Genomic DNA, 20,337 nt, shown 5'->3' on the forward strand with positions numbered 1-20,337 from the left:
TATGATGCAACAGAACATTTATGACAACCCTGAGTTTTTTCAAATGTATAAGAACTTAAGGGAGTCAAGAATTACATACAATGACTTTATTGAACAACCTGCGATAAGAGGTTTGCTTCCTGTCCTACAAGATTTAAATGTTCTCGATCTGGGTTGTGGTTTTGGTGAAATGGCAAACTATATGATTGATAACCACGTTTCACAGGTAACAGGTGTAGATATATCAGAGAAGATGTTAGCTATGGCAAGGAAACGACCTGAGATCCGTTATATACAGGGCTCTATGGAAGAAATCGAATTCAGAACATCCTGTTGTTTTATCAAATAAGATTCAAAGTGGGTGGGTTAAAGATTCCGATCATAATATCCTACATTGGCCCATTGATAATTATGGTGAAGAAGGTCTCAGATCACAGTTTTGGGGAATCGATGGTGTCATAAAATATCATAGAAAACTTTCAACATTACTTAATACTTTGATCCAAAATGGACTGACTATTGAAGGAATTGTTGAACCTGAATCCAGCCTTGAGGGTCTTGAGAAGATGCCCAAATTAATAAATGAAAGAAGGAGACCTTCATTTTTAATAATTAAGGCTAGAAAAACAGTTATACGTGGACAGTAATTTTCAGTTATGAATGAACTTTACCAGCCGATGAAGGACGATTACTTTATACTTATGTATACAGCATCTGTAAGGAAAATAAGGGGAGTGTTTGTATGCATGAAATACCTCATGAGGATTATTATAAAGTGAAGCCACTACTTCAAGGCGAGCATATCCATCCCGAAACTCTCTCTGTGATTGAAGGCAATAATCCTGGTTGGATCTTTGTCGATCAACTTACAGCACCAAAGAGTGCGTTAGTATGGAGTCAGGGGATTGAAGGGTTTTATCTTATCGGTGATCACACCAATCAAGCCTTTATCCATGCACTGGACAGTTATGTAACAGATCATATTGTACCTAGAATGAAGGAACTCGGGATGGAACATTTCGAAGTTTCTGGTCAACATGATGAATGGAATCTGGAATTGATGTTTCCTTCAAGGAAGCTATATCCGTTTGAACAGATGGTGTTCAAGTTACTTCACAAGCCGCCTACGACGCTGACTAATGGGATTAGAACTATAAATCTTAAAATGCTGGATTGGGAGAACTTAGATCTAAAGAATATAGAATTTGTACATGAAAATATTGATTTATTCTGGTCATCGAAAGAAGACTTTGCCGAAAAAGGCTACGGATATGCTGCTGTTGAGGGATCTGAGGTTATGGGTGTGTGTTATTCTAGTTTTGTTACACAGGATACACACGCAATCGGAATTGAAACCCTTCCTAAATATCAGAAACAAGGAGTGGGGACACATTTAGCAACGCTAGTAGTTGAAGATGTGCTTGCCAATGGCTTTATTCCTTACTGGGATTGTTCACTAGATAATGAAGCTTCAAAAAAATCGGCACTACGGCTAGGGTTTCAGCAGATACATCAATATAAGTGTGGTGCTTTTGCAATATAACCTTTTAGAGACGTCTATTCCATGGAGTAGACGTTTTTATTATATTTACCGTGGAGTTGTAAATACTTTAATATGAATTGTAATTTGGTATAACTCTATAATTATGAGAGAATGGTCATCGGAACGAATGGAACGATTGAATATATTATAAGGTTAGGATGATCATCCATGAAAATTTTACTTGTCGAGGACGATAGAACGATAGCATCAGGACTTGAATATTCATTACAGCAGGATCATTTTGAAACCCTTCTATGTTATGACGCCACCTCAGCCAAAGCGGTGTTATCTGAGCAGTTATCAGAGCTCACCTTATGCATCTTTGACCTCTCACTGCCGGATGGCAGCGGTTATGAATTGTGCAAGATCGTGAAAGCGCAAAGTGATATACCAGTAATCTTTTTAACGGCAATTGATGATGAAGTCAATGTGGTGATGGGACTCGATATGGGGGCAGATGATTACATAACCAAGCCTTTTCGGATTCGGGAGCTGCTATCGCGGATTAAATCCGTCTTAAGGAGATATAACAAGCAGGCTCAGACCCAATCCAATATCGAATTAGAGAATATACGGATTAACATGCTTGAAGGAAAGGTTTATAAGAACGGCAATGAAGTGCTATTGACCGCATTAGAATATCGATTATTACTGATCTTTGCTAACCATGTTGGTCAGGTTCTCTCAAGAAATCAATTGTTAGAACGGATTTGGGATGTGGCAGGTGAATTCGTGAACGACAATACATTATCGGTTTACATAAAAAGACTTAGGGAAAAGTTAGAAGATAACCCCCAAGAACCAACACTGATCAAAACAGTTCGAGGGTTGGTTTATAAGGTTGGTGATTAGGATGCTTCGTAATAGAGAATTTAGATGGTTATTGTTTACGATGTGCTTGATCAGTCTTGTGGCTACAGCGATGGCGACATTTATATCGTTAGAGGCGGTAGGGCTCACAGCTGGGACTTCAGCTTTGCTTATAATTTGCAGTGTATTGTTTACCCGCTGGAGATATGGTGAAATTGAAAAGCTCTCAGGGTATCTACGCCAAATCAGTAGTGGGAATTATTCGCTCGATGTTCGTGATAATCAGGAAGGTGAGCTTAGTATCCTGAAGAATGACATTTATAAAGTGACGCTGATGTTATCCGAGCAGAGTGCGCAATTACAACAAGATAAAATGAAGCTCACCAATGCGATTTCGGATATCTCTCATCAGCTCAAAACCCCGCTTACTTCCATGACTGTGATGGCAGATTTATTAAGTGATCCTGAGCTGCACACTGAGAAGAGAATGGAGTTTACCCGGAAAATTACGATTCAGCTCGAACGAATTGGCTGGCTAGTCTCCTCTTTATTAAAATTCTCCAAGATCGATGCAGGAACCATTCATTTTAAAAAAGATCTTGTTCTGGTGAACAAGCTAGTTCAAAAATCTTTGGAGCCCATGTTAATTCCAATGGATATTAAAGAACAACGGATCTTGATTGATGGAGAAGATAGTACCACATTTGCCGGTGATCTCAATTGGACAACTGAGGCGATCATTAATATTCTGAAAAACTGTGTAGAGCACACACCTGCTGGGGGAGAGATTACGATTTCTTTTGCAGAAAATGCACTATTTACGGAAATTATCATTACAGATAACGGCAAAGGAATCCCAAAGGCAGAGATCCCCTATATCTTCAAACGATTCTATAAAGGTAAGAATGCAAGCGAAGATAGTGTAGGGATTGGACTTGCCTTGGCACAAAGCATTATCACAGGACAAAACGGAACGATCGATGTGAAGAGTGAAGTGGGAAAGGGTTCACAATTTCAGATTAAATTTTATAAGCAAGTCATTTAGCACTTGTAGCTTAGTGACTAGAATGTCACTTTAGAGTCACTGGATAGTCATTGTAGACAGATATACTGATCTCATCAACAAATGGAGGTCTAACAATGGACATTTTAAAGATTGAACATCTGTCTAAAACATATGGAAAAGGCGAAACAGCGGTAACGGCACTGGATGATGTATCTTTTTCGATTAAAAAAGGTGAATTCGTAGCGATTATCGGGCCATCTGGCTCCGGGAAATCGACCATTCTGCACTTATTAGGCGGAGTGGATAGACCGACAAGCGGCAAAGTATTCGTAGATAACACGGATATTTATGAATTGAATGAAACACAGCTGGCGATCTTTAGACGCAGACAAATTGGGCTGATTTATCAATTCTATAATCTTATACCGGTCTTAACGGTCGAAGAGAACATCACACTTCCTTTACTCCTTGATCAGCACAAGGTAGATAAGAAACAATTTGCGGATACTGTAAAGGCGTTAAATTTGGAGAATCGCTTAAACCATCTCCCAAATCAGCTCTCAGGCGGGCAACAACAGCGGGTCTCTATTGGTAGAGCGTTAATTAGTAATCCTGCAATCATGCTGGCAGATGAGCCAACCGGTAATCTGGATAGTAAGAACAGTGGTGAAATTATAGATTTATTAAAAATGTTTAATAAAACCTATAATCAAACACTGATTGTCATTACTCATGATGAACGGATTGCATTACAAGCGGATAGAGTGATTACCATTGAAGATGGAAGGATCGCCAAAGATGAGGTGATTCGTCCGTGAATATCGTAAATAAATTAACGCTTAGACATTTGAAGCAAAATAAACGAAGAACATTGGTTACTATCATTGGAGTCATCATTTCTGTGGCTATGGTGACGGCTGTGGCAACGCTTGGTTTTTCATTTATGGAATTAATGAGGCAGCAGAGTATCTCAACAAATGGAGAATGGCATGTCCAATATAGAAATGTTACTAAAGCTCAGCTTAAAGCGATAGAAGCGGATGATGCAACGAAAACACTTGTCATCTCAAATGATCGTGGCTATGCCCCTTTAGAGGGGGGACAGAATGAGAACAAGCCCTATTGGTATATTAAGGAATATAATTTAGCTGGTTTTAAACAATTTCCGATTGAACTTCTGGATGGAAGACTCCCGAAGACTAACTATGAAGTAGTCATTTCTGAGGAAATTGCAAAAAACGCTAAAGTAACATACAAGATTGGTGAAACTTTAACTCTCGATGTCGGAGAGCGAGTCACTAGGGATGATAAAAATAGTGGGCAGCCCTTATCTCAGAACGAACGATTACGGACTGAAGAGGATACCCTGAATGAAGAGATCATTCATAAAAAACCAATGAACTACACGATTGTGGGAGTGATAAAGCGCCCTACTTGGGAACCAACATGGTCCCCGGGTTATACTGCTCTAAGTTATGTGGATGAAAGCTTGATTGGAGCAGCTGAAAAAACCACAGCGACGGTTGTATTAAATAAGGTGGATAGCTCCATATACAAGCATGCAGAGGAATTGGCACAAGAAAACAATATCGAGTCGATCTCTTATAATAATAGTCTGCTCCGCTATTATGGTGTGACGAATAACGATGGCTTACGTAACACACTTCTTTCATTGTCAGTCATCGTTATGACTGTGATTATCATTGGTTCCGTTTCTTTAATCTATAATGCTTTCGCAATTTCTGTCTCGGAACGTGCACGCCATTTAGGAATGCTCTCCAGCGTAGGTGCTACAAAGAGGCAGAAGCAGAATTCAGTGTTTTTTGAAGGGATGATCATCGGTTTAATTAGTATACCTATTGGGATCCTTTGCGGAATTACAGGAATCGGGATCACTTTTATGTTCATCAATTCGATGATTCAAGATGTATTAGGGATAACAGAAAAATTAACGTTGGTTGTTACACCTCTATCTCTTCTAACCGCTTGTGTAGTTTCAATTATGACGATTTTTATATCCACCTATCTTCCAGCCCGAAAAGCTTCAAAGATCTCGGCAATTGATGCGATCAGACAATCAACCGATGTTAAGCTCTCTGGTAAAGCGGTGAAAACATCCAAGTTCGTTCGCAAGTTGTTTGGAATTGAAGCAGAGATTGGTTTGAAGAATTTAAAGCGAAATAAACGCAGGTACCAAGCAACTGTATTCTCACTTGTCATTAGTATCGTTTTATTTTTATCCGTAACTTCGTTCACTTCTAATATGAGAAAGTCGGTAGAACTCTCACAGGATGGTTTGAACTATGATATCCAAGTCTATATGGGGACTGAGGACGCTCAAAAAGTAGATCGGCTGACGAAATCGATAACTGCCTTACCTAATATAACGGAATATAATGTGGTCAGGGAACTAAGCTTGAGTTCATGGATTGATGAAAAAGATATGGCAAAAGAATTGCAAGAGATCGTGGAGAAGGATAGCAGTATTTTAAAGAATGGGAAATATCCTTACTACATTCAGATCCATGCCCTAAATGAACAGGGTTTGAGAACCTATGCAGAATCCGTCGGTGTAAGTTATGAACAATTAACGGATCTCAATCAGATGTCAGCTATTGTGAATGATACCGTCACCTTTGAGGATGAGAACGCCAAAAAGATTATTGAGACCAAAGCTCTTCATTCGGAAATCGGTCAGAAGCTTGATTTAATTTATACGGATTGGGATACAGAAAAAGAGACGAAATTATCACCAGTAGAAATCGTCGCATTAACTGATAAACGCCCTATGGGTGTTCATTCAGCACAAGTTGGTGGATTAAACATCATTGTCTCTGACCAAGTCTTCGATCAATTAACAAATGATACGATGAGTAACGATATACAAAGCCGACTAAACCTGAACAGCTCTGATCCATTAGCGACACAACAAGCCATTGAAGAGATGAAAGAACGGAATGTCTATGTTCAAAATGTGTTTCAAAATAGACAAAATAGTGAGCAGATGATCATGTTAATGTCTATTTTTACCTATGGTTTTATTGCTTTGATTACATTAATATCGATTGCGAATATTTTCAATACGATATCAACTAGCATATCACTTCGTAAAAGAGAGTTTGCGATGTTGAAGTCTGTAGGGATGACGCCAAACGGTTTTAATAAAATGATTAATTATGAAAGTATCTTCTATGGGATAAAATCACTACTTTACGGGCTTCCGATTAGCATAGTCGTGATGTACTTGATTTATAGATCCATGATGAGTAGTTTCTCCTATGGATTCGCACTTCCGTGGATGAGTATCTTGTATGTCATAGTCGCTGTATTTATCATCGTTAGCTCAGCTATGCTGTACTCCAGTTCAAAAGTGAAGAAGGAAAATATTATTGATGCTTTAAAACAGGAGAATATATAAGGATTAGCCGCGATAATCGCGGCTTTTTTGACTTTTCTGAAGGTTTATATTTTTGGGGGGTGTTTTGTGTCATATAAGACACGAACGGTATGTTATTACATATAAATCCCTATGATATAATGTATTCAATTGAATTTAACAGATTATAACTTTAGAGGCAGGTGTCAACGCTTGAGAACGGTCGTCGTGATTGGCGGGGGAATTACTGGATTGTCTACCGCTTACTATCTACAGAAATCTATACAGCATAATAAGTTGGATGTAAAAATCATTTTGGTTGAAGCCAGCGATAGACTGGGCGGCAAAATCAGAACACTTCAGCATGATGACTTCATCATGGAGTCTGGTGCTGATTCAATTGTCACTCGCAAGACAAATGTAGCACCATTGATTGAAGAATTAGGCATTCAGGATGAGGTTGTATATAACGCGACAGGAATATCATACATCTACACAGAAGGTAAGCTGAAGCAAATTCCTAAAGATGCAGTCTTTGGCATCCCTCTCAGTATTGAATCGCTTGCTACTACAGATTTGATCTCTGCTGAAGGTAAAGTTGAAGCACTTAAAGATTTCTATACTCCGAATGATCGTTTTACGAAAAACGATTCTGTAGGTGACTTTCTGGAAGCTTTCTTTGGAAAAGAACTTGTCGAGAAGCAAATATCACCTGTCCTATCAGGTGTATATTCCGGGAAATTGAGCGAACTTACCATTGCCTCGACCCTTCCTTATTTGATTGATTATAAAAATGAATATGGAAGTATTATTCAGGGATTGTCCGCGAATAAGGCTAAATTCCAGGGGAACGGCGATAAGAAGTTTATGTCTTTTAAGGGTGGCGTATCTGCTCTGATTGATGCCATGGAAGAACAGCTGTCCGATGTTGAGATCATCAAAGGGATTCGGGCAGAGCGCATTGCAAAGGATGGAGAACGGTACCGGGTAACACTGGCAGATGGACGAATCTTGAAGAGCGATTTTGCCGTACTAGGAACGATGCATTCTACTGCACAAGCATTACTTCAAGACGAAGCGCTGAATGAAGATTTCAAACAGTTGTTTAACAGCTCTATGATTAGTGTGTATATAGGATTTGATATCCCTGACAGTCAACTGCCAGCGAACGGTACAGGGTTTATAACAGCCAACAGTGACGATGTTCTTTGTAATGCTTGTACGTGGACAAGTCGCAAGTGGGAGCACACGTCTGGTCAACAACGTCTGCTTGTCAGACTCTTTTATAAAAGCTCAGGACCGCATTATGAGTCCTTGATTAAGCTTTCAGAAGAGGAATTATTAAAGGTGGCGTTGAATGATATACAGACCAGTCTTGGAATTACTGGACATCCAGTTACCCACGATGTGACCAAATGGCATGATGTTATGCCAAATTACCACAAACGCCATCACGAGATTGTAGTATCCTTAGAGAAGAAGATTGCAGATCATTATCCGAATGTAATCCTTGCTGGATGTTCTTATTATGGTGTGGGTATTCCTGATTGTATTGCAAATGGAGAGAAGACAGCGGAACGCATTTTGGAACAAGTAATTACACATTAAACAAAGGAGGGCGGACAATAGTGAGAAAATTAGCGATAAGCTCTATGCAAAGTCTAGACTATAAACAACGGCGGTTGTTTGTATAGAGCGAATAAAAATTGATTTACCGCCAGTGCACTGTGCAGGGTTGTTTTTAGAATAGACTTTGCTACCTTCAAACTCAAAAAAAGTTTAAGGAGCAGAGCGACTATGAAATATGTAAATGCAGATACGATTTTTCCAAAAGAATTATTAGAGGAAATTCAGAAATATATTAACGGTGGTTTGGTGTATATCCCTAAGCCTGAAGAAGCACATGTAAAATGGGGCGAGAAGTCAGGGAGCAGAAAATACTTAAGATCTAGAAATATTGAGATTTGTTTAAGGTTTGCCGTTGGAGCAACGGTTGACCAGCTTTCGGATGAATATTGCCTATCAAGGGACAGTATTAAGAAGATTGTTTACACAAAAAAATAGCTATAATCCCAAAAAGCCACGTTAGAGGAAGCTCTGACGTGGCTTTTTGTATTATAATTGACAGTATGTTCATTAACTACGAGGTGGAAGATACATGGCAGACAAAACATACTTAGATTTACGGATAAGAAAGACAAGAAAAGCAATCCGGAATGCTTTTATAGATTTATTAGCAGAGAAAGAACTGAATAAGATCTCGATCAACGCTATTACGCTAAAGGCTGAAATCAATCGAGCCACATTTTATTTACATTACAAAGATATTAATGATTTGATTGATAGTATCTTGGATGATTTATTAGCAGATTTAAAGAAAATACTCATAGATAAATTTGAAGAATCCTATAAACCAGGGGATGAACTTACCTCGCTGATTTTATTGCTTGAGCATATTGCAGAGAATTCTCATATGTATAAGGTGTTGCTTGTAACCAAAAACATTCCTTATTTCACACCGAAATTGATGGATCTGTTATATGAATTGATATTTACAACTACAGAACAACAATCGATTAAAAAAACAGAGGATTTCTTAACCGTTGATACTCCATCTGATATTGCAGCTTGGTATGGAACATCGGCTATCATTGGTACAATTTCCATGTGGCTAGGCAATGATATGCCTTATACACCTAAATATTTAGCAGAACGAATCATACAGTTAAATCCATTTATACCTGCAAATAATAAAAAGATATAGTGAATTGTTTCACTATTTAAATTTTAATTAACACTTATTTATCAACTGTTGCTTTATTAACGCTTTCAGTATTATTGTAGATTGCTTAGCTCCTTAATAACTACTACCATGAAAGTAATAGATAGTAATAAGGAGTGTTAATGAATGATGAAAGTCGGCATTTATCACGGTCAAAATAGTGTGGGGATAGAAGAGCGTCCGATGCCTCAAGTAGGAGCAAAAGATGCGTTGGTTCGTATTTTAGCGGGGGGAATTTGTGGTACAGATATTAATATAGTAAAAGCAGGCTCAGAAATGGGTATCCGTTTCGGCTCAGAGTTTGGACATGAAATGTTTGGTGAAATCGTCGAATTAGGTTCTGATGCGGAAAATGATTTGACAGTTGGCATGCGTGTAGGTGTGAATCCAATTACTGCAAAACGTGCAGGTCGCCGTTATTCGTTGGAGGTAGGAGCCTTTTCACAATATGTTTTAATTGAAGATGCAGCACTTAATTATAACCTTTATGAATTTGATGATTCCGTTTCGGCAACAGAGGCCGTATTAATGGAACCCATGAGCGTAGGCTTCCATGGCGCTTTTAGCGTACTGCCCAAACATGGAGACAAAATCGTAGTTCTTGGTGCTGGTCCTATTGGCTTATCTGCAGCTGCAGGATTAATTGGTGAAGGCATTAAAGATGTTTGCGTAGTGGATATTGACAACTGGCGTTTGGATAAAGCAAAAGAATTAGGCGCATTAACAGTTAATACGTCGACTGAAACATTAGCAGAGGGTTTAATCAAACACTTCGGCGAAGTGAACGTATACGGTGTGAGTGTACCCAATGTAGATGCTTTTGTGGACGCGGCGGGCGCTCCAATCTTATTTGAACAAGTGATGCAGATTGTAAAGCCACAAGCAAGAATAGCAATCATTGCCGTTTATAAAAATGAAGTACCTATAAACCTTGCTCAAGTGATGAGTAAAGAAGTTAACATAGTTGGAGCTAGTGGATACACACATGAAGATATTGTAAAGGTAATTGAACATATAAACGACAAGAAAACGAATATCTCTACAATGGTGACACAGACATATAAATTAGAGGATATTCAAGCCGCCTTCGATAAAGCCATTGCAGCAAAAGAAACGATCAAGGTTATTGTAGATCTAACTTAATCATCAGTTAATTATATTGGAGTTCATTTGAGTGTAAAACTCAGATGAACTCTTTTTATTTTAGAAGAATAATGACGTTATATAAAATTTAATTCTAATTGAACATGGCATATTACTAGTGTGTGGTCGTAATTATACTGAGTATGGAAGTGAAATTAGAGAAAAACGTGGAGGTATGATGGAAATTAATCTTGTTCCAGTAACGTTTGAAGATAAAGAGGTAAGGGGATCATCGATGGAATCCATATTTGATTGAGGTTTCAGGAAACGTAGCTGGATTTGTGGTTGTTCTTTTTGAAAACTTAGATACAGACCCAGATCCAACTCATGTGATCTATGACTTTATGATTTTACAGAAATATAGAAGAAATGGAATAGGTACTGCTGCCGCAATAAAAACACTTGATCTATTTAAAGAAGCTAAATGGAAACTAGCTCAAATGGAAAATAATAAACCTGCCATAGCTTTCTGGCGAAAAGTGCTTAAGGATTATACAAAAGACAACTATACAGAACGTTATCTGAATGATCTCCAAAAATATATTCAAGCATTCGATAGAAGGGGGAGAACAAAATGAATACCACCGTAACATTAACTGACAGCACAACGAAGTTTAAGATTAACAATCTCTACCCACTATACTTACACGATCTATCAGAGATATGGGGGAACCTTCCTAATCAATACGGGGTATACGAGGATAATGAAACACAGACGCTGAATGAACAGAATAAAGTCTTCGACATATGGTGGGAGAAGCCGGGGATTTTATATCCTTATATAATAAAAGAGGATGGAATTCCTGCTGGTTTTGCATTAGTAGCGACACCACCTCATACACCACCAGGTTGTGAATTTTATTTAAACGAATTCTTTATCCTGCGGCCCTTCCGAGGTACGGGAATCGCTGAACGTGCGGCTAAGGAGGTATTTAATCTTCATATTGGAAAATGGGAGCTACAAACCAATCCCACAGCTACTAATAGGAGAGCCCAGCATTTTTGGAGAAAGACACTAAAAGAATATACTGGTAACAGCTTTCAAGAAGAATGTAAGAAGTCTTTTGATGATGAATTAAAGATGATTTTTAATTTTTGTAATGGATAAAGCTAATCAAAACAAATGCTTTGATGGAGAAAAGTAGTTCAATACCTCTTTACAGGGAGGAAACGCCGGAGATTGAGAGCGTTTCTAGAGAAAAGGGTTGATCGAAGTTCACTCCGGAGCAGTCCCTTGAAACCATTGTTGGCAAGTAGAGGTGTACCGGTTTTAACCGTTAAATATTTAAGTGAGAACATTTCTGTTTGTTGTACAGAATAGTTCTAATTTAGGGTGGTACCGCGGCTCCTCGTCCCTTTTCGGACTAGGGGGCTTTTTGTTTTCATTTTAGAAGAAATATTTTTTATTGCAAAAAATAGCCTGTCAACCGTAATGGTTGACAGGCTATTACATTTATTTGAAGCGTTAACTCGCAAATATATGCTTACCAATTTTTAAGTTCTGAGGACGAGTCCAGATCCATGCACTAGTAGCTGTATCTGGATTGAAATAATAGATCGAATTGTTTGTTGGGTCCCAACCTCGGACAGCATCAAGAGCAGCTAAATAGGCAGTCCGGTTTGGAGTAAGCCAATACTGGCCGTCAGATACGGCTGTAAATGCGCCTTTTTGAAATACAACGTTTTTTATATTGTTTGGAAATTGACTAGATTGTATGCGATTCATAACTACAGCACCAACTGCGACTTGTCCTTTATAAGGCTCACCGCGCGATTCACTGTAGATTACTTTCGCCAAAATATCCATTTCCTCAATATTAAGCGTGTATTTTTTTAGAGCATTCCAAGTTTTTGTACCAGTAACTCCATCGGCACTTAATCCGTAGGCCTTTTGAAATTTAGCAACGGCAGCTTTCGTTTGTGCTCCATATACACCATCTAAAGGCTGAGTATAGAAATTCAGAGTTTTTAATCGATACTGAAGATCCCACACATCTCCAGAAGAACTCCCTACGGTTAATACCGGAGCAGCACTAGCAGAACCAATCATAGTAGCCATACTTACCAGACCCAAAAGAAGCAACAAAGTGAATATTTTAGTCTTCATTGTAGTAGCCTCCTTTCAGAAAACATTATAAATAACCTTCAATAACTGAGACAACACTCATTTATTGGTAATCTAATAATCCATTTTACATTTTCGAAAAAACTTCATTAGGTTTGTGATCCTATGAAATGGGTAAATGAATAATCAGAGGCACATCAACTTCGGAGGTTTTATATATGAAAAAGCAATTGTATCTATTCATAATCGTAGCCGCACTCACTCTAAGCGCATGTGGTAATGATAATAGTTATGGCAATAAGATAATGGAAAATTCCTCACACTCTAGTTCAAGTGACGTACCCGAAAATTTGAAGGTGTCAGAGAATCCTACTTTTAAAATAGGAAGTAAAGCGATTATCCAAGCGGAGCATATGGAAGGTATGAAAGGGGCAACAGCAACGATAGTTGGAGCTTTTGATACCACTGCGTATATCGTTTCTTATAGGCCCGCAACAGGCGGATTTCCAGTTACAAATCACAAGTGGATTATTCATGAGGAAATCAAAAAAGCAGCCGACAAACCCTATGAATCCGGCTCGGAAGTCATAATGGAAGCTGACCATATGAAAGATATGAAAGGTGCAACGGCTCAAATTAACTCAGCTGAACATACTACGGTATATATGATTGATTACACACCTACTACGGGTGGAGATAAAGTGAAAAATCATAAATGGGTAACGGAAGATGAGCTTTCAGCAATAAAGTAACCAATAGAAATTAAGCTCTTAAGTAATGAAAAATGATCAAGGTAGGAACAGTCATGAACTTTGTTAAAGTTCTAGGCTGCTCCTACCTTTTTGATTGCTTCTTTTATTGGTAGTGAAGTGTTAAAATATCTTTATAAAGCACTGCTATACAAAATATACCATTTAAATTGATGTTTTCTTAGAAGGTAGGAGCGTGATTGAAATGCCTAACTGGCAGGTGAAATTCGATGAAGAAATGCTTAAACAAGCTGCACAACAGATTCAAGTCAATTGGACAACGATTAAGTATATTGGTGGTTTTGAAAATGTTGTCTATAGCTTTCCAAAAGATGATCATGAATATATTTTACGTGTAACACATCATTCTCATCAGGAGCAGGAGATGGTCATCTCTGAACTTGACTTTATGGACCATCTTGCAAAACATGGCGTGCAACTGGCTCGCCCCATTCCCTTTCAGGATGGCAGCTTGGTACAAACGTTATTCAAAGATGAGGAAAGATTTATGATTTGTGTAATGGAGAAAGCACCAGGTGGTCATGTTAATGCTTCCGATCCCAATTGGGGAACGGAGCTTTTTGAGCAATGGGGTGAGGTAACAGGAAGAATGCATGCTTTAACTCTGCAATACAATCCGGAGACTGTTTTGGCAAGACCACATCAGGGTAAGCTAGATTTTGACTTTGCTAACTTTGGTACTGTTGAACAGCAGCTTTTTGAAAAGTTGATTCAAATAAATGATCGGATTAACCAGTTGCCGCGGAATCGAGAAGGCTATGGACTATGTCACCGTGATTTGCATCCGGGTAATTTCTTCGTGCATGAGGGGCAGATCATCGTGTTTGATTTTGATGATTGCGGATACGACTATATGGTGCATGATATTGCCATTGCCGTTTATTATTCGACCATCTTTGGGGATTGGCGAAAACCGGAGGTAGAGCAGAGTAGAACTTCTAGTCTTGCGGCAGCCACGCTGACGTCTTTTATGAAAGGGTATAATCGAGAGTATGCACTCGACAATAAATGGCTAGAAGAGCTCCCGCTCTTTATTGAGAAGCGCCGACTGGAATTAGTGCTTTTGTTATTTCAAGAGTTTTCGGAGTCACAGCGTGAGCAGGATAGAGAGTGGCTTGCCCGTAATATTCAGGATGCCCTAAATGACAAAGCTTGTTTAGAGCTTTAATAAATCCTTTTGAGTAGTTTTTAATATATTTAGAATAGATAATGAGGATATATCATATAAAAAAGGAGCATTTATTTGAACCTAGCAACTCCTGTAACACCTATTCAACTTATGCAAGTACTTCTAAACGTTTCTGTGATCCGCCCTGTTTTTATTTGGGGGGCGCCTGGTATTGGAAAGTCTTCTCTTGTAGAAGCTTTTGCTGATCAGGTGGGTCTTCCATGTGTTTCTCTTCTGGGTTCTCAACTAGCACCGGAAGACATCATTGGGGTACCTCAAATCGTTAACGGCAAGAGCCAATTTTGTCCTCCGAAAATGATTGCTCGGGACGAACCGTATTGCTTGTTCTTAGACGAGCTTAATGCCTGTTCTCAAGAGGTGCAAAAAGCTTTTTATAGTCTTATCCACGAACGCCGCATCGGCGATTATCACCTACCTGAGGGCTCTATAGTAATAGGAGCTGGTAACCGTGCACAAGATAGTGCAATTGTTAAACCTATGTCCTCCGCGCTTATCAATCGGATGTTCCATATACAGCTAAATGTATCTTTTCAGAATTGGATCTCTTGGGCATATGAGAATAGCATTCATCCTATGGTTATTGAATATCTGGAATTGCGTCCCGATCATCTGTGGAGTGCACCTCCAAAGACTGAAGAGCCTTTCTCCACGCCACGCTCTTGGCATATGCTTAGTGATGCACTACATGAGTTTGGGGATGATATAAATGTGGATGCCGTGGGGATTTTAGCGAATGGTTCACTGACACCTTCTCACGCCACACAATTCAGGGCTTTTTATAAAAATCTAACTGGAAAATATGAACTTAATCAAATTATAGATGGTAAATCCTCATTTCCAACGGCTCCAGAAGATCGGGATCTCCTGTATTTCCTGGCGCAATCCTTGCGTGCCCAGATTATCAAAGAACTCCCTCCGATTAAAGATAACGTACGAGATGGACATCGCCAATTTGCACACACTGTTAAAAAGCTGATTAAAGACCTGTCCGTCATTAGCTTTGAAATTGCACAGCTAGTAGTTGCTAAGCAGGAGCAAAGTGATAATATTCCAGATTGGTTAATGGTTGAAATTGTACGTGATTTACCACGTCTAGCAATAAAAGAGCGGGGGTAAATATGGCTAAAAAAACAACTCCAGATAATCCCGCTTTGAAAAATTTTAATGAAGCATGTTCATTAATCGCGGATCATCCTATTTTTGCACCGTTATCTGTTCGAGCTTCGATTATTCATAATGAAAATAGTCCCTATCCTGAAGACGGCTGGGCAATTGTCACTAATAACGGTTATATTTACACTCATCCTAAAAGGCGTGGCGAGGTTGCTGAATGGATGTACGTTTTGGCACATTGTTTTCTTCATTTAGGTCTTGGACATTTAAAGATTAAAGAGAATCAAGTGGCGTGGAACGTTGCATGTGATGTGTACATAGCAAAGTTTTTAAATGACTTGAAGCTTGGGAAAGTACCCGCAGATATGGAGTCGCGAATTGATCTTACAATTAAAGATGAACAACAGCTTTACGAGCAATTTATGATAAAAGGAATTCCGGACACCTCCAGATATTTTGGGACTGCGGGTGTTTCAAAACTGGATATGAATGTTAGAGAAACCACCAAAAGATACTGGGGAAAAGCACCGGATTGGGAAGCCTATTTTGCTTATGGGTTATCTAATGCTGTGACGAATGCAGTAAGTGTTGCTGGAGGCCATGCTAATACTATTAGTGACCCTGCACTTTCATTAACCGCTCCACAACGTGCAAAACGATGGTTTATGGACAGATATCCTTTATTAGGTGCGCTTGCCGCCGGCTTTGAGATTATAGAAGATCCAGCGATATGTCGGCGATTTGATATTTCCATAGCTGCCATTGACGTTATTGAGCGCAAAATATTTATGAACCCTGCAGCCGGACTAAACGACGAGGAGTGTATTTTCGTGATGGCGCATGAGCTTCTGCATGCGGGGCTTCAGCATCACGAGCGATGTCTTGGTCGAGATCATTATCTTTGGAATGTGGCTTGTGACTACGTAATAAATCTTTGGCTAATAGAAATGAGTGTAGGGGAGTATCCGCGAATTGGACTCTTATTAGATCCTGAGCTTAAAGGTTTATCTGCTGAAACGATTTATGATCGTATGGTCGGAGATATCCGCACTTATAAGAAACGGGCAACCTTGAGAGGGAATGGACTTGGTGATATTTTAGATAACGGTTCATCTAGCTTTTGGGATGTGAGAGAAGGACAAACGCTTGATGATTTTTGTAAGAATGCTATGCAACAAGGACTTATGTATCATGAAGAGCAAAGCCGCGGTCTTTTGCCATCAGGACTAGTTGAAGAGATTAGAGCGCTGGGCCAGCCACCTATTAAATGGGATGTAGAGCTTGCTCGTTGGTTTGATCATTATTTCTCACCGCTTGAGAAGACCAGATCTTATTCACGAATTAGCAGACGTCAATCTTCTACGCCTGATATCCCTCGACCACAGTGGGTTCATAGCGGTGCTGCAGATGATGGCCGTACTTTTGGAGTTATTTTAGATACCTCAGGCTCAATGGATAAAAAGCTTCTGGCCAAAGCATTAGGGGCCATTTCAAGTTATGCGCAGGCTCGTGATGTTCCTTTTGCACGGATTATCTTTTGTGATGCTTGTCCTTATGATGCAGGTTACATGCCCCCCGAGGCTATCGCGGATCGGGTACAAGTGAAGGGAAGAGGGGGAACGATCTTACAACCAGCTATTGATTTGATTCAACAAGCTGAGGATTTTCCGAAAAAAGGACCATTTCTAATTATTACAGATGGTTATTGTGACAAGCTGACCATTAAAAGAGACCATGCTTATATTTTGCCCAAGGGAAATGACTTGCCTTTCTCACCCAAAGGACCTGTATTCAGAATTAATTAGGGCTTAGAATAAATTTAGAGCGAGGTAACAATGGATATGAATCCCCCCAAACATATTCTTTCAGCAGCTACAGTTGTATTCAATGATCAAGAAGAAATCTTATTAATAAAAGGTCCGCGTAGAGGATGGGAGATGCCAGGCGGACAGGTTGAAGAGGAGGAGTCCCTTATAGAAGCAGCAATCAGGGAAGCCAAAGAAGAATCGGGCATTGATATAGAGATTAATAAGTTCTGCGGAGTTTTTCAAAATGTTGATCGATCTATTTGTACTAACCTATTTCTAGGGAAAGCCATCGGCGGCGAACCTGCTACTAGTTCCGAAAGCTTGGATGTGGGTTTTTTTTCAATAGAACAAGCGATGGATATGCTCACATGGAAAAACCTCAGATTGCGGCTAGAGTATTGTCTAAATGATGCTATTCAGCCTTTTTTTGTAGAATTACGGGGCACCGAAGTTGAAGAAATTATTTTTAAATTAGAAAATCAGCAAACTTATTAGAGGTCCCCCTGCATCCTAACTAATGAAACCTCTGAGTTAATGTAGGGAGCACAATGGACAAATGTTACGATCAACCATTCATTCTTTTTTTATTTTATAACATTTTCACTTGATTACAGAACTTTTCATACGTTTACAGCGTCTTACTTATGAACGATAAATCGACGGTAAGGACTGAAACATTATGAAAGACAACACGAAGCTTTTCAGAAATAATATGAGGAGCCAGTCTTCTATACAATCTGTAGGCGGCAGGCGTTATGTGCCAGGAATTGATGGTCTAAGGGCTTTATCAGTACTCGCTGTAATCGCATATCATTTGAATCTGAATTGGGCTGAGGGTGGACTTCTCGGCGTTGGAATATTTTTTGTAATCTCCGGATATCTCATTACTGACCAAATCATTAGCCAGTGGGAGCGGCACCGAAGGCTGAACCTTGTAGACTTTTGGGTTCGTAGGGCGCGGAGGCTGTTGCCTGCGATGGCCGTTATGCTTTTTGTGGTTGCCATATGGCTTTTAATTATAGAACCATCAAGATTGTTTGGGCTCAAGGGTGACTTTATGTCTTCCTTATTTTATTTCAATAACTGGTGGCTAATATTTCATAATGTTTCCTATTTTGAAAGCTTTGGCCCACCATCTCCTATCGGACATTTATGGTCGCTTTCTATTGAAGGACAGTTTTATATTCTATGGCCAATAGTTCTCATCATCGTGATGAAAATCGCTCGTCGGCGAGGTAAGCTTATTGCATGGATTATGGCTTGCGCAGCAGTCTCGGCTTTAGCCATGGCATTGATCTACGTACCGGGGACAGACCCAAGTAGAGTATATTATGGAACGGATACCCGCTTATTTGCGCTTCTCATTGGAGCAGCACTTGCAGTTGCTTGGCCAAGTCAGAAACTTAATGATAACGTCTCAGAACCGGCTCGGCGTGTGCTTGATATTGTAGGGGGATTAGGACTCATTCTATTGTTGGTACTTTTTAATAAGGTTAATGAGTTCGATGATTTACTTTACCGTGGTGGGTTTTTAGTGATTTCTTTGATTGCAGCTGTAGTTATTGCCGTTCTAGCTCATCCTGCTAGCCGTCTGGGATCGATCGTAGGCTGTAAACCTTTGCGTTGGATCGGGCTGCGATCATATAGCTTGTACATATGGCATTTTCCAGTCATTATCCTTAGTAGTCCGAATGTGAGTACTGAAGAAAGCAGCATGCTTCGGATTATCATTCAGGTAGCAGTAAGTTTTCTTCTAGCTGCATTGTCATATAAGTATGTGGAGGAGCCCATTCGTCGAGGTTCATTTAAAGAAACTTGGAAGAACATCAGTGTAAAGCGAAGGGGTGGTCTTCGTCCAGGCTTCTTAATGGCTATTATTGCTGTGATTCTTATCCCAATCGCATGCAAAGGTTATTTGTTAAACGCTGGATCGGATACGTCTGCGATCGAATTGGCAGATTTGCAGTATGAACAACAACAACTGCAACAGCAAGAACAACGACTGCAGCAGCAAGAACAACAAGATATGGGAAGAAAGAATGATCCCGCAGATCATAAAGCGATAGACGAAAATGTAACTGATAAACCATCAATACCAGCCTTTGCAACAGCTACAACTGAACCTGAAGTAAAAAAAGCTGATACTAAGGTGGGAACTACAAATACAGAAATAGCAAAGCCTGAATCAGAAGTGGAAAAATCTGTTCCTGAAGAAAAGAAACCTGTGGCTGAGAAGAGTCAAGCTGGAACGGATGTTACGGCCATTGGAGATTCTGTCATTTTGGATGCAGCACCATACCTTTCAGAGGAATTACCTGGCATTGTCATCGAGGGAAAGATCGGTCGGCAGATGGCTAAAGCTCAGGAGGTAGTGGATCAGCTTAAAGCTCAAGGCCGGCTGGGTAAAAAGGTTATAATCGAGCTTGGGACTAACGGATCCTTTAGTTCAAAGCAATTACGTAATTTACTGGATTCATTAAGTGATGCTGAGCAGATTTTTTTGGTCAATACACGGGTTCCAAGAAAATGGGAGAATAATGTGAATCACAATATTTCAAAAGTTTCCAGTGAATATAGTAATACGACCGTAGTAGACTGGTACTCTGCAAGTGAAGGAAAAGACGATTATTTCTACCAAGATGGTGTGCATCTTAAACCAGAGGGCTCCAAGTGTTACGCCTCACTTCTTGCGAAAGCCTTGGAAAGTAAGTAAGAATTAATTGAATCTCCAAACTTTTTGATATTATATTTTA

19 protein-coding genes and 1 other annotated feature are annotated in these 20,337 nt (G+C 39.5%); of the genes, 18 read left to right on the top strand and 1 reads right to left on the bottom strand.

The window, feature by feature from the left end; genetic code table 11:
- The first annotated feature begins 1 nt into the window (after position 1).
- The 12 genes from NST34_RS14675 (at position 2) to NST34_RS14730 (ending at position 11,747) form a co-directional block, all read left to right on the top strand.
- Positions 2 to 328: a class I SAM-dependent methyltransferase gene (locus NST34_RS14675; RefSeq protein WP_341128095.1), complete on the top strand. Its 327-nt coding sequence runs from the start codon at positions 2 to 4 to the stop codon at positions 326 to 328.
- A 393-nt stretch (positions 329 to 721) separates the two neighbouring features.
- Complete coding sequence (locus NST34_RS14680) at positions 722 to 1,522, top strand: GNAT family N-acetyltransferase (RefSeq protein ID WP_341128096.1); 801 nt, start codon at positions 722 to 724, stop codon at positions 1,520 to 1,522.
- 168 nt (positions 1,523 to 1,690) lie between these two features.
- A complete protein-coding gene (locus NST34_RS14685) occupies positions 1,691 to 2,374 on the top strand; it encodes a response regulator transcription factor (protein ID WP_341128097.1) in 684 nt (227 codons plus the stop codon).
- A gap of 1 nt (position 2,375) precedes the next feature.
- Positions 2,376 to 3,377: a sensor histidine kinase gene (locus tag NST34_RS14690; protein ID WP_341128098.1), complete on the top strand. Its 1,002-nt coding sequence runs from the start codon at positions 2,376 to 2,378 to the stop codon at positions 3,375 to 3,377.
- Positions 3,378 to 3,472: 95 nt separating this feature from the next.
- Positions 3,473 to 4,156 carry an ABC transporter ATP-binding protein gene (locus NST34_RS14695; RefSeq protein ID WP_341128099.1) on the top strand — a complete coding sequence of 228 codons (684 nt, stop codon included), beginning with the start codon at positions 3,473 to 3,475 and terminating at the stop codon, positions 4,154 to 4,156.
- On the top strand, positions 4,153 to 6,756 hold the full coding sequence (locus tag NST34_RS14700; protein WP_341128100.1) for an ABC transporter permease: 2,604 nt from the start codon (positions 4,153 to 4,155) through the stop codon (positions 6,754 to 6,756). The genes NST34_RS14695 and NST34_RS14700 overlap by 4 nt, the downstream gene beginning before the upstream one ends.
- Before the next feature lie 171 nt (positions 6,757 to 6,927).
- Positions 6,928 to 8,322, top strand: coding sequence for a protoporphyrinogen oxidase (locus NST34_RS14705; protein ID WP_341128101.1), 1,395 nt, complete (start codon positions 6,928 to 6,930; stop codon positions 8,320 to 8,322).
- A 189-nt stretch (positions 8,323 to 8,511) separates the two neighbouring features.
- Positions 8,512 to 8,778 (top strand): CD3324 family protein, encoded by a 267-nt coding sequence (locus NST34_RS14710; RefSeq protein WP_042127555.1) that lies wholly within the window; start codon positions 8,512 to 8,514, stop codon positions 8,776 to 8,778.
- Positions 8,779 to 8,872: 94 nt separating this feature from the next.
- On the top strand, positions 8,873 to 9,478 hold the full coding sequence (locus NST34_RS14715; RefSeq protein WP_341128102.1) for a TetR/AcrR family transcriptional regulator: 606 nt from the start codon (positions 8,873 to 8,875) through the stop codon (positions 9,476 to 9,478).
- A gap of 144 nt (positions 9,479 to 9,622) precedes the next feature.
- On the top strand, positions 9,623 to 10,639 hold the full coding sequence (locus NST34_RS14720; RefSeq protein ID WP_341128103.1) for a zinc-dependent alcohol dehydrogenase: 1,017 nt from the start codon (positions 9,623 to 9,625) through the stop codon (positions 10,637 to 10,639).
- A gap of 248 nt (positions 10,640 to 10,887) precedes the next feature.
- Complete coding sequence (locus NST34_RS14725; RefSeq protein WP_341128104.1) at positions 10,888 to 11,217, top strand: GNAT family N-acetyltransferase; 330 nt, start codon at positions 10,888 to 10,890, stop codon at positions 11,215 to 11,217.
- Complete coding sequence (locus NST34_RS14730; RefSeq protein ID WP_076298993.1) at positions 11,214 to 11,747, top strand: GNAT family N-acetyltransferase; 534 nt, start codon at positions 11,214 to 11,216, stop codon at positions 11,745 to 11,747. The genes NST34_RS14725 and NST34_RS14730 overlap by 4 nt, the downstream gene beginning before the upstream one ends.
- An 11-nt stretch (positions 11,748 to 11,758) precedes the next feature.
- Positions 11,759 to 11,999: a binding site (T-box leader), on the top strand.
- Between the two features lie 105 nt (positions 12,000 to 12,104).
- On the opposite strand, the gene sleB is transcribed toward NST34_RS14730, so the two are convergent.
- Entirely contained in the window at positions 12,105 to 12,746 is a 642-nt protein-coding gene (sleB, locus tag NST34_RS14735) for a spore cortex-lytic enzyme (RefSeq protein ID WP_076298994.1), read from the bottom strand.
- A 176-nt stretch (positions 12,747 to 12,922) separates the two neighbouring features.
- On the opposite strand from sleB, the gene NST34_RS14740 reads away from it, so the two are divergent.
- From NST34_RS14740 to NST34_RS14765, 6 genes are all read left to right on the top strand, one after another.
- The gene (locus NST34_RS14740; RefSeq protein WP_341128105.1) at positions 12,923 to 13,456 is read left to right on the top strand and encodes a YdhK family protein; all 534 of its coding nucleotides are present in this window, start codon (positions 12,923 to 12,925) and stop codon (positions 13,454 to 13,456) included.
- Between the two features lie 202 nt (positions 13,457 to 13,658).
- Entirely contained in the window at positions 13,659 to 14,642 is a 984-nt protein-coding gene (locus NST34_RS14745; RefSeq protein WP_341128106.1) for a phosphotransferase enzyme family protein, read from the top strand.
- A gap of 75 nt (positions 14,643 to 14,717) precedes the next feature.
- A complete protein-coding gene (locus NST34_RS14750) occupies positions 14,718 to 15,779 on the top strand; it encodes an AAA family ATPase (RefSeq protein WP_076298997.1) in 1,062 nt (353 codons plus the stop codon).
- 2 nt (positions 15,780 to 15,781) lie between these two features.
- Entirely contained in the window at positions 15,782 to 17,581 is a 1,800-nt protein-coding gene (locus tag NST34_RS14755) for a vWA domain-containing protein (RefSeq protein WP_341128107.1), read from the top strand.
- A gap of 36 nt (positions 17,582 to 17,617) precedes the next feature.
- Entirely contained in the window at positions 17,618 to 18,079 is a 462-nt protein-coding gene (locus tag NST34_RS14760; RefSeq protein WP_341129547.1) for an NUDIX hydrolase, read from the top strand.
- Positions 18,080 to 18,341: 262 nt separating this feature from the next.
- The gene (locus tag NST34_RS14765; protein ID WP_445667664.1) at positions 18,342 to 20,297 is read left to right on the top strand and encodes an acyltransferase family protein; all 1,956 of its coding nucleotides are present in this window, start codon (positions 18,342 to 18,344) and stop codon (positions 20,295 to 20,297) included.
- Positions 20,298 to 20,337 lie beyond the last annotated feature (40 nt).

Origin of the sequence: Paenibacillus sp. FSL H7-0714, from assembly GCF_038003765.1 — a bacterium.
GTDB lineage: Bacteria > Bacillota > Bacilli > Paenibacillales > Paenibacillaceae > Paenibacillus_AQ.

Excerpts from the sequence above, each read along its gene's own strand:
- NST34_RS14675 (WP_341128095.1), top strand. The coding sequence starts at position 2 with ATGATGCAACAGAACATTTATGACAACCCTGAGTTTTTTCAAATGTAT.
- NST34_RS14680 (WP_341128096.1), top strand. The coding sequence starts at position 722 with ATGCATGAAATACCTCATGAGGATTATTATAAAGTGAAGCCACTACTT.
- NST34_RS14685 (WP_341128097.1), top strand. The coding sequence starts at position 1,691 with ATGAAAATTTTACTTGTCGAGGACGATAGAACGATAGCATCAGGACTT.
- NST34_RS14690 (WP_341128098.1), top strand. The coding sequence starts at position 2,376 with ATGCTTCGTAATAGAGAATTTAGATGGTTATTGTTTACGATGTGCTTG.
- NST34_RS14695 (WP_341128099.1), top strand. The coding sequence starts at position 3,473 with ATGGACATTTTAAAGATTGAACATCTGTCTAAAACATATGGAAAAGGC.
- NST34_RS14710 (WP_042127555.1), top strand. The coding sequence starts at position 8,512 with ATGAAATATGTAAATGCAGATACGATTTTTCCAAAAGAATTATTAGAG.
- NST34_RS14715 (WP_341128102.1), top strand. The coding sequence starts at position 8,873 with ATGGCAGACAAAACATACTTAGATTTACGGATAAGAAAGACAAGAAAA.
- NST34_RS14720 (WP_341128103.1), top strand. The coding sequence starts at position 9,623 with ATGATGAAAGTCGGCATTTATCACGGTCAAAATAGTGTGGGGATAGAA.
- NST34_RS14730 (WP_076298993.1), top strand. The coding sequence starts at position 11,214 with ATGAATACCACCGTAACATTAACTGACAGCACAACGAAGTTTAAGATT.
- sleB (WP_076298994.1), bottom strand. The coding sequence starts at position 12,746 with ATGAAGACTAAAATATTCACTTTGTTGCTTCTTTTGGGTCTGGTAAGT.
- NST34_RS14740 (WP_341128105.1), top strand. The coding sequence starts at position 12,923 with ATGAAAAAGCAATTGTATCTATTCATAATCGTAGCCGCACTCACTCTA.
- NST34_RS14745 (WP_341128106.1), top strand. The coding sequence starts at position 13,659 with ATGCCTAACTGGCAGGTGAAATTCGATGAAGAAATGCTTAAACAAGCT.
- NST34_RS14755 (WP_341128107.1), top strand. The coding sequence starts at position 15,782 with ATGGCTAAAAAAACAACTCCAGATAATCCCGCTTTGAAAAATTTTAAT.
- NST34_RS14760 (WP_341129547.1), top strand. The coding sequence starts at position 17,618 with ATGAATCCCCCCAAACATATTCTTTCAGCAGCTACAGTTGTATTCAAT.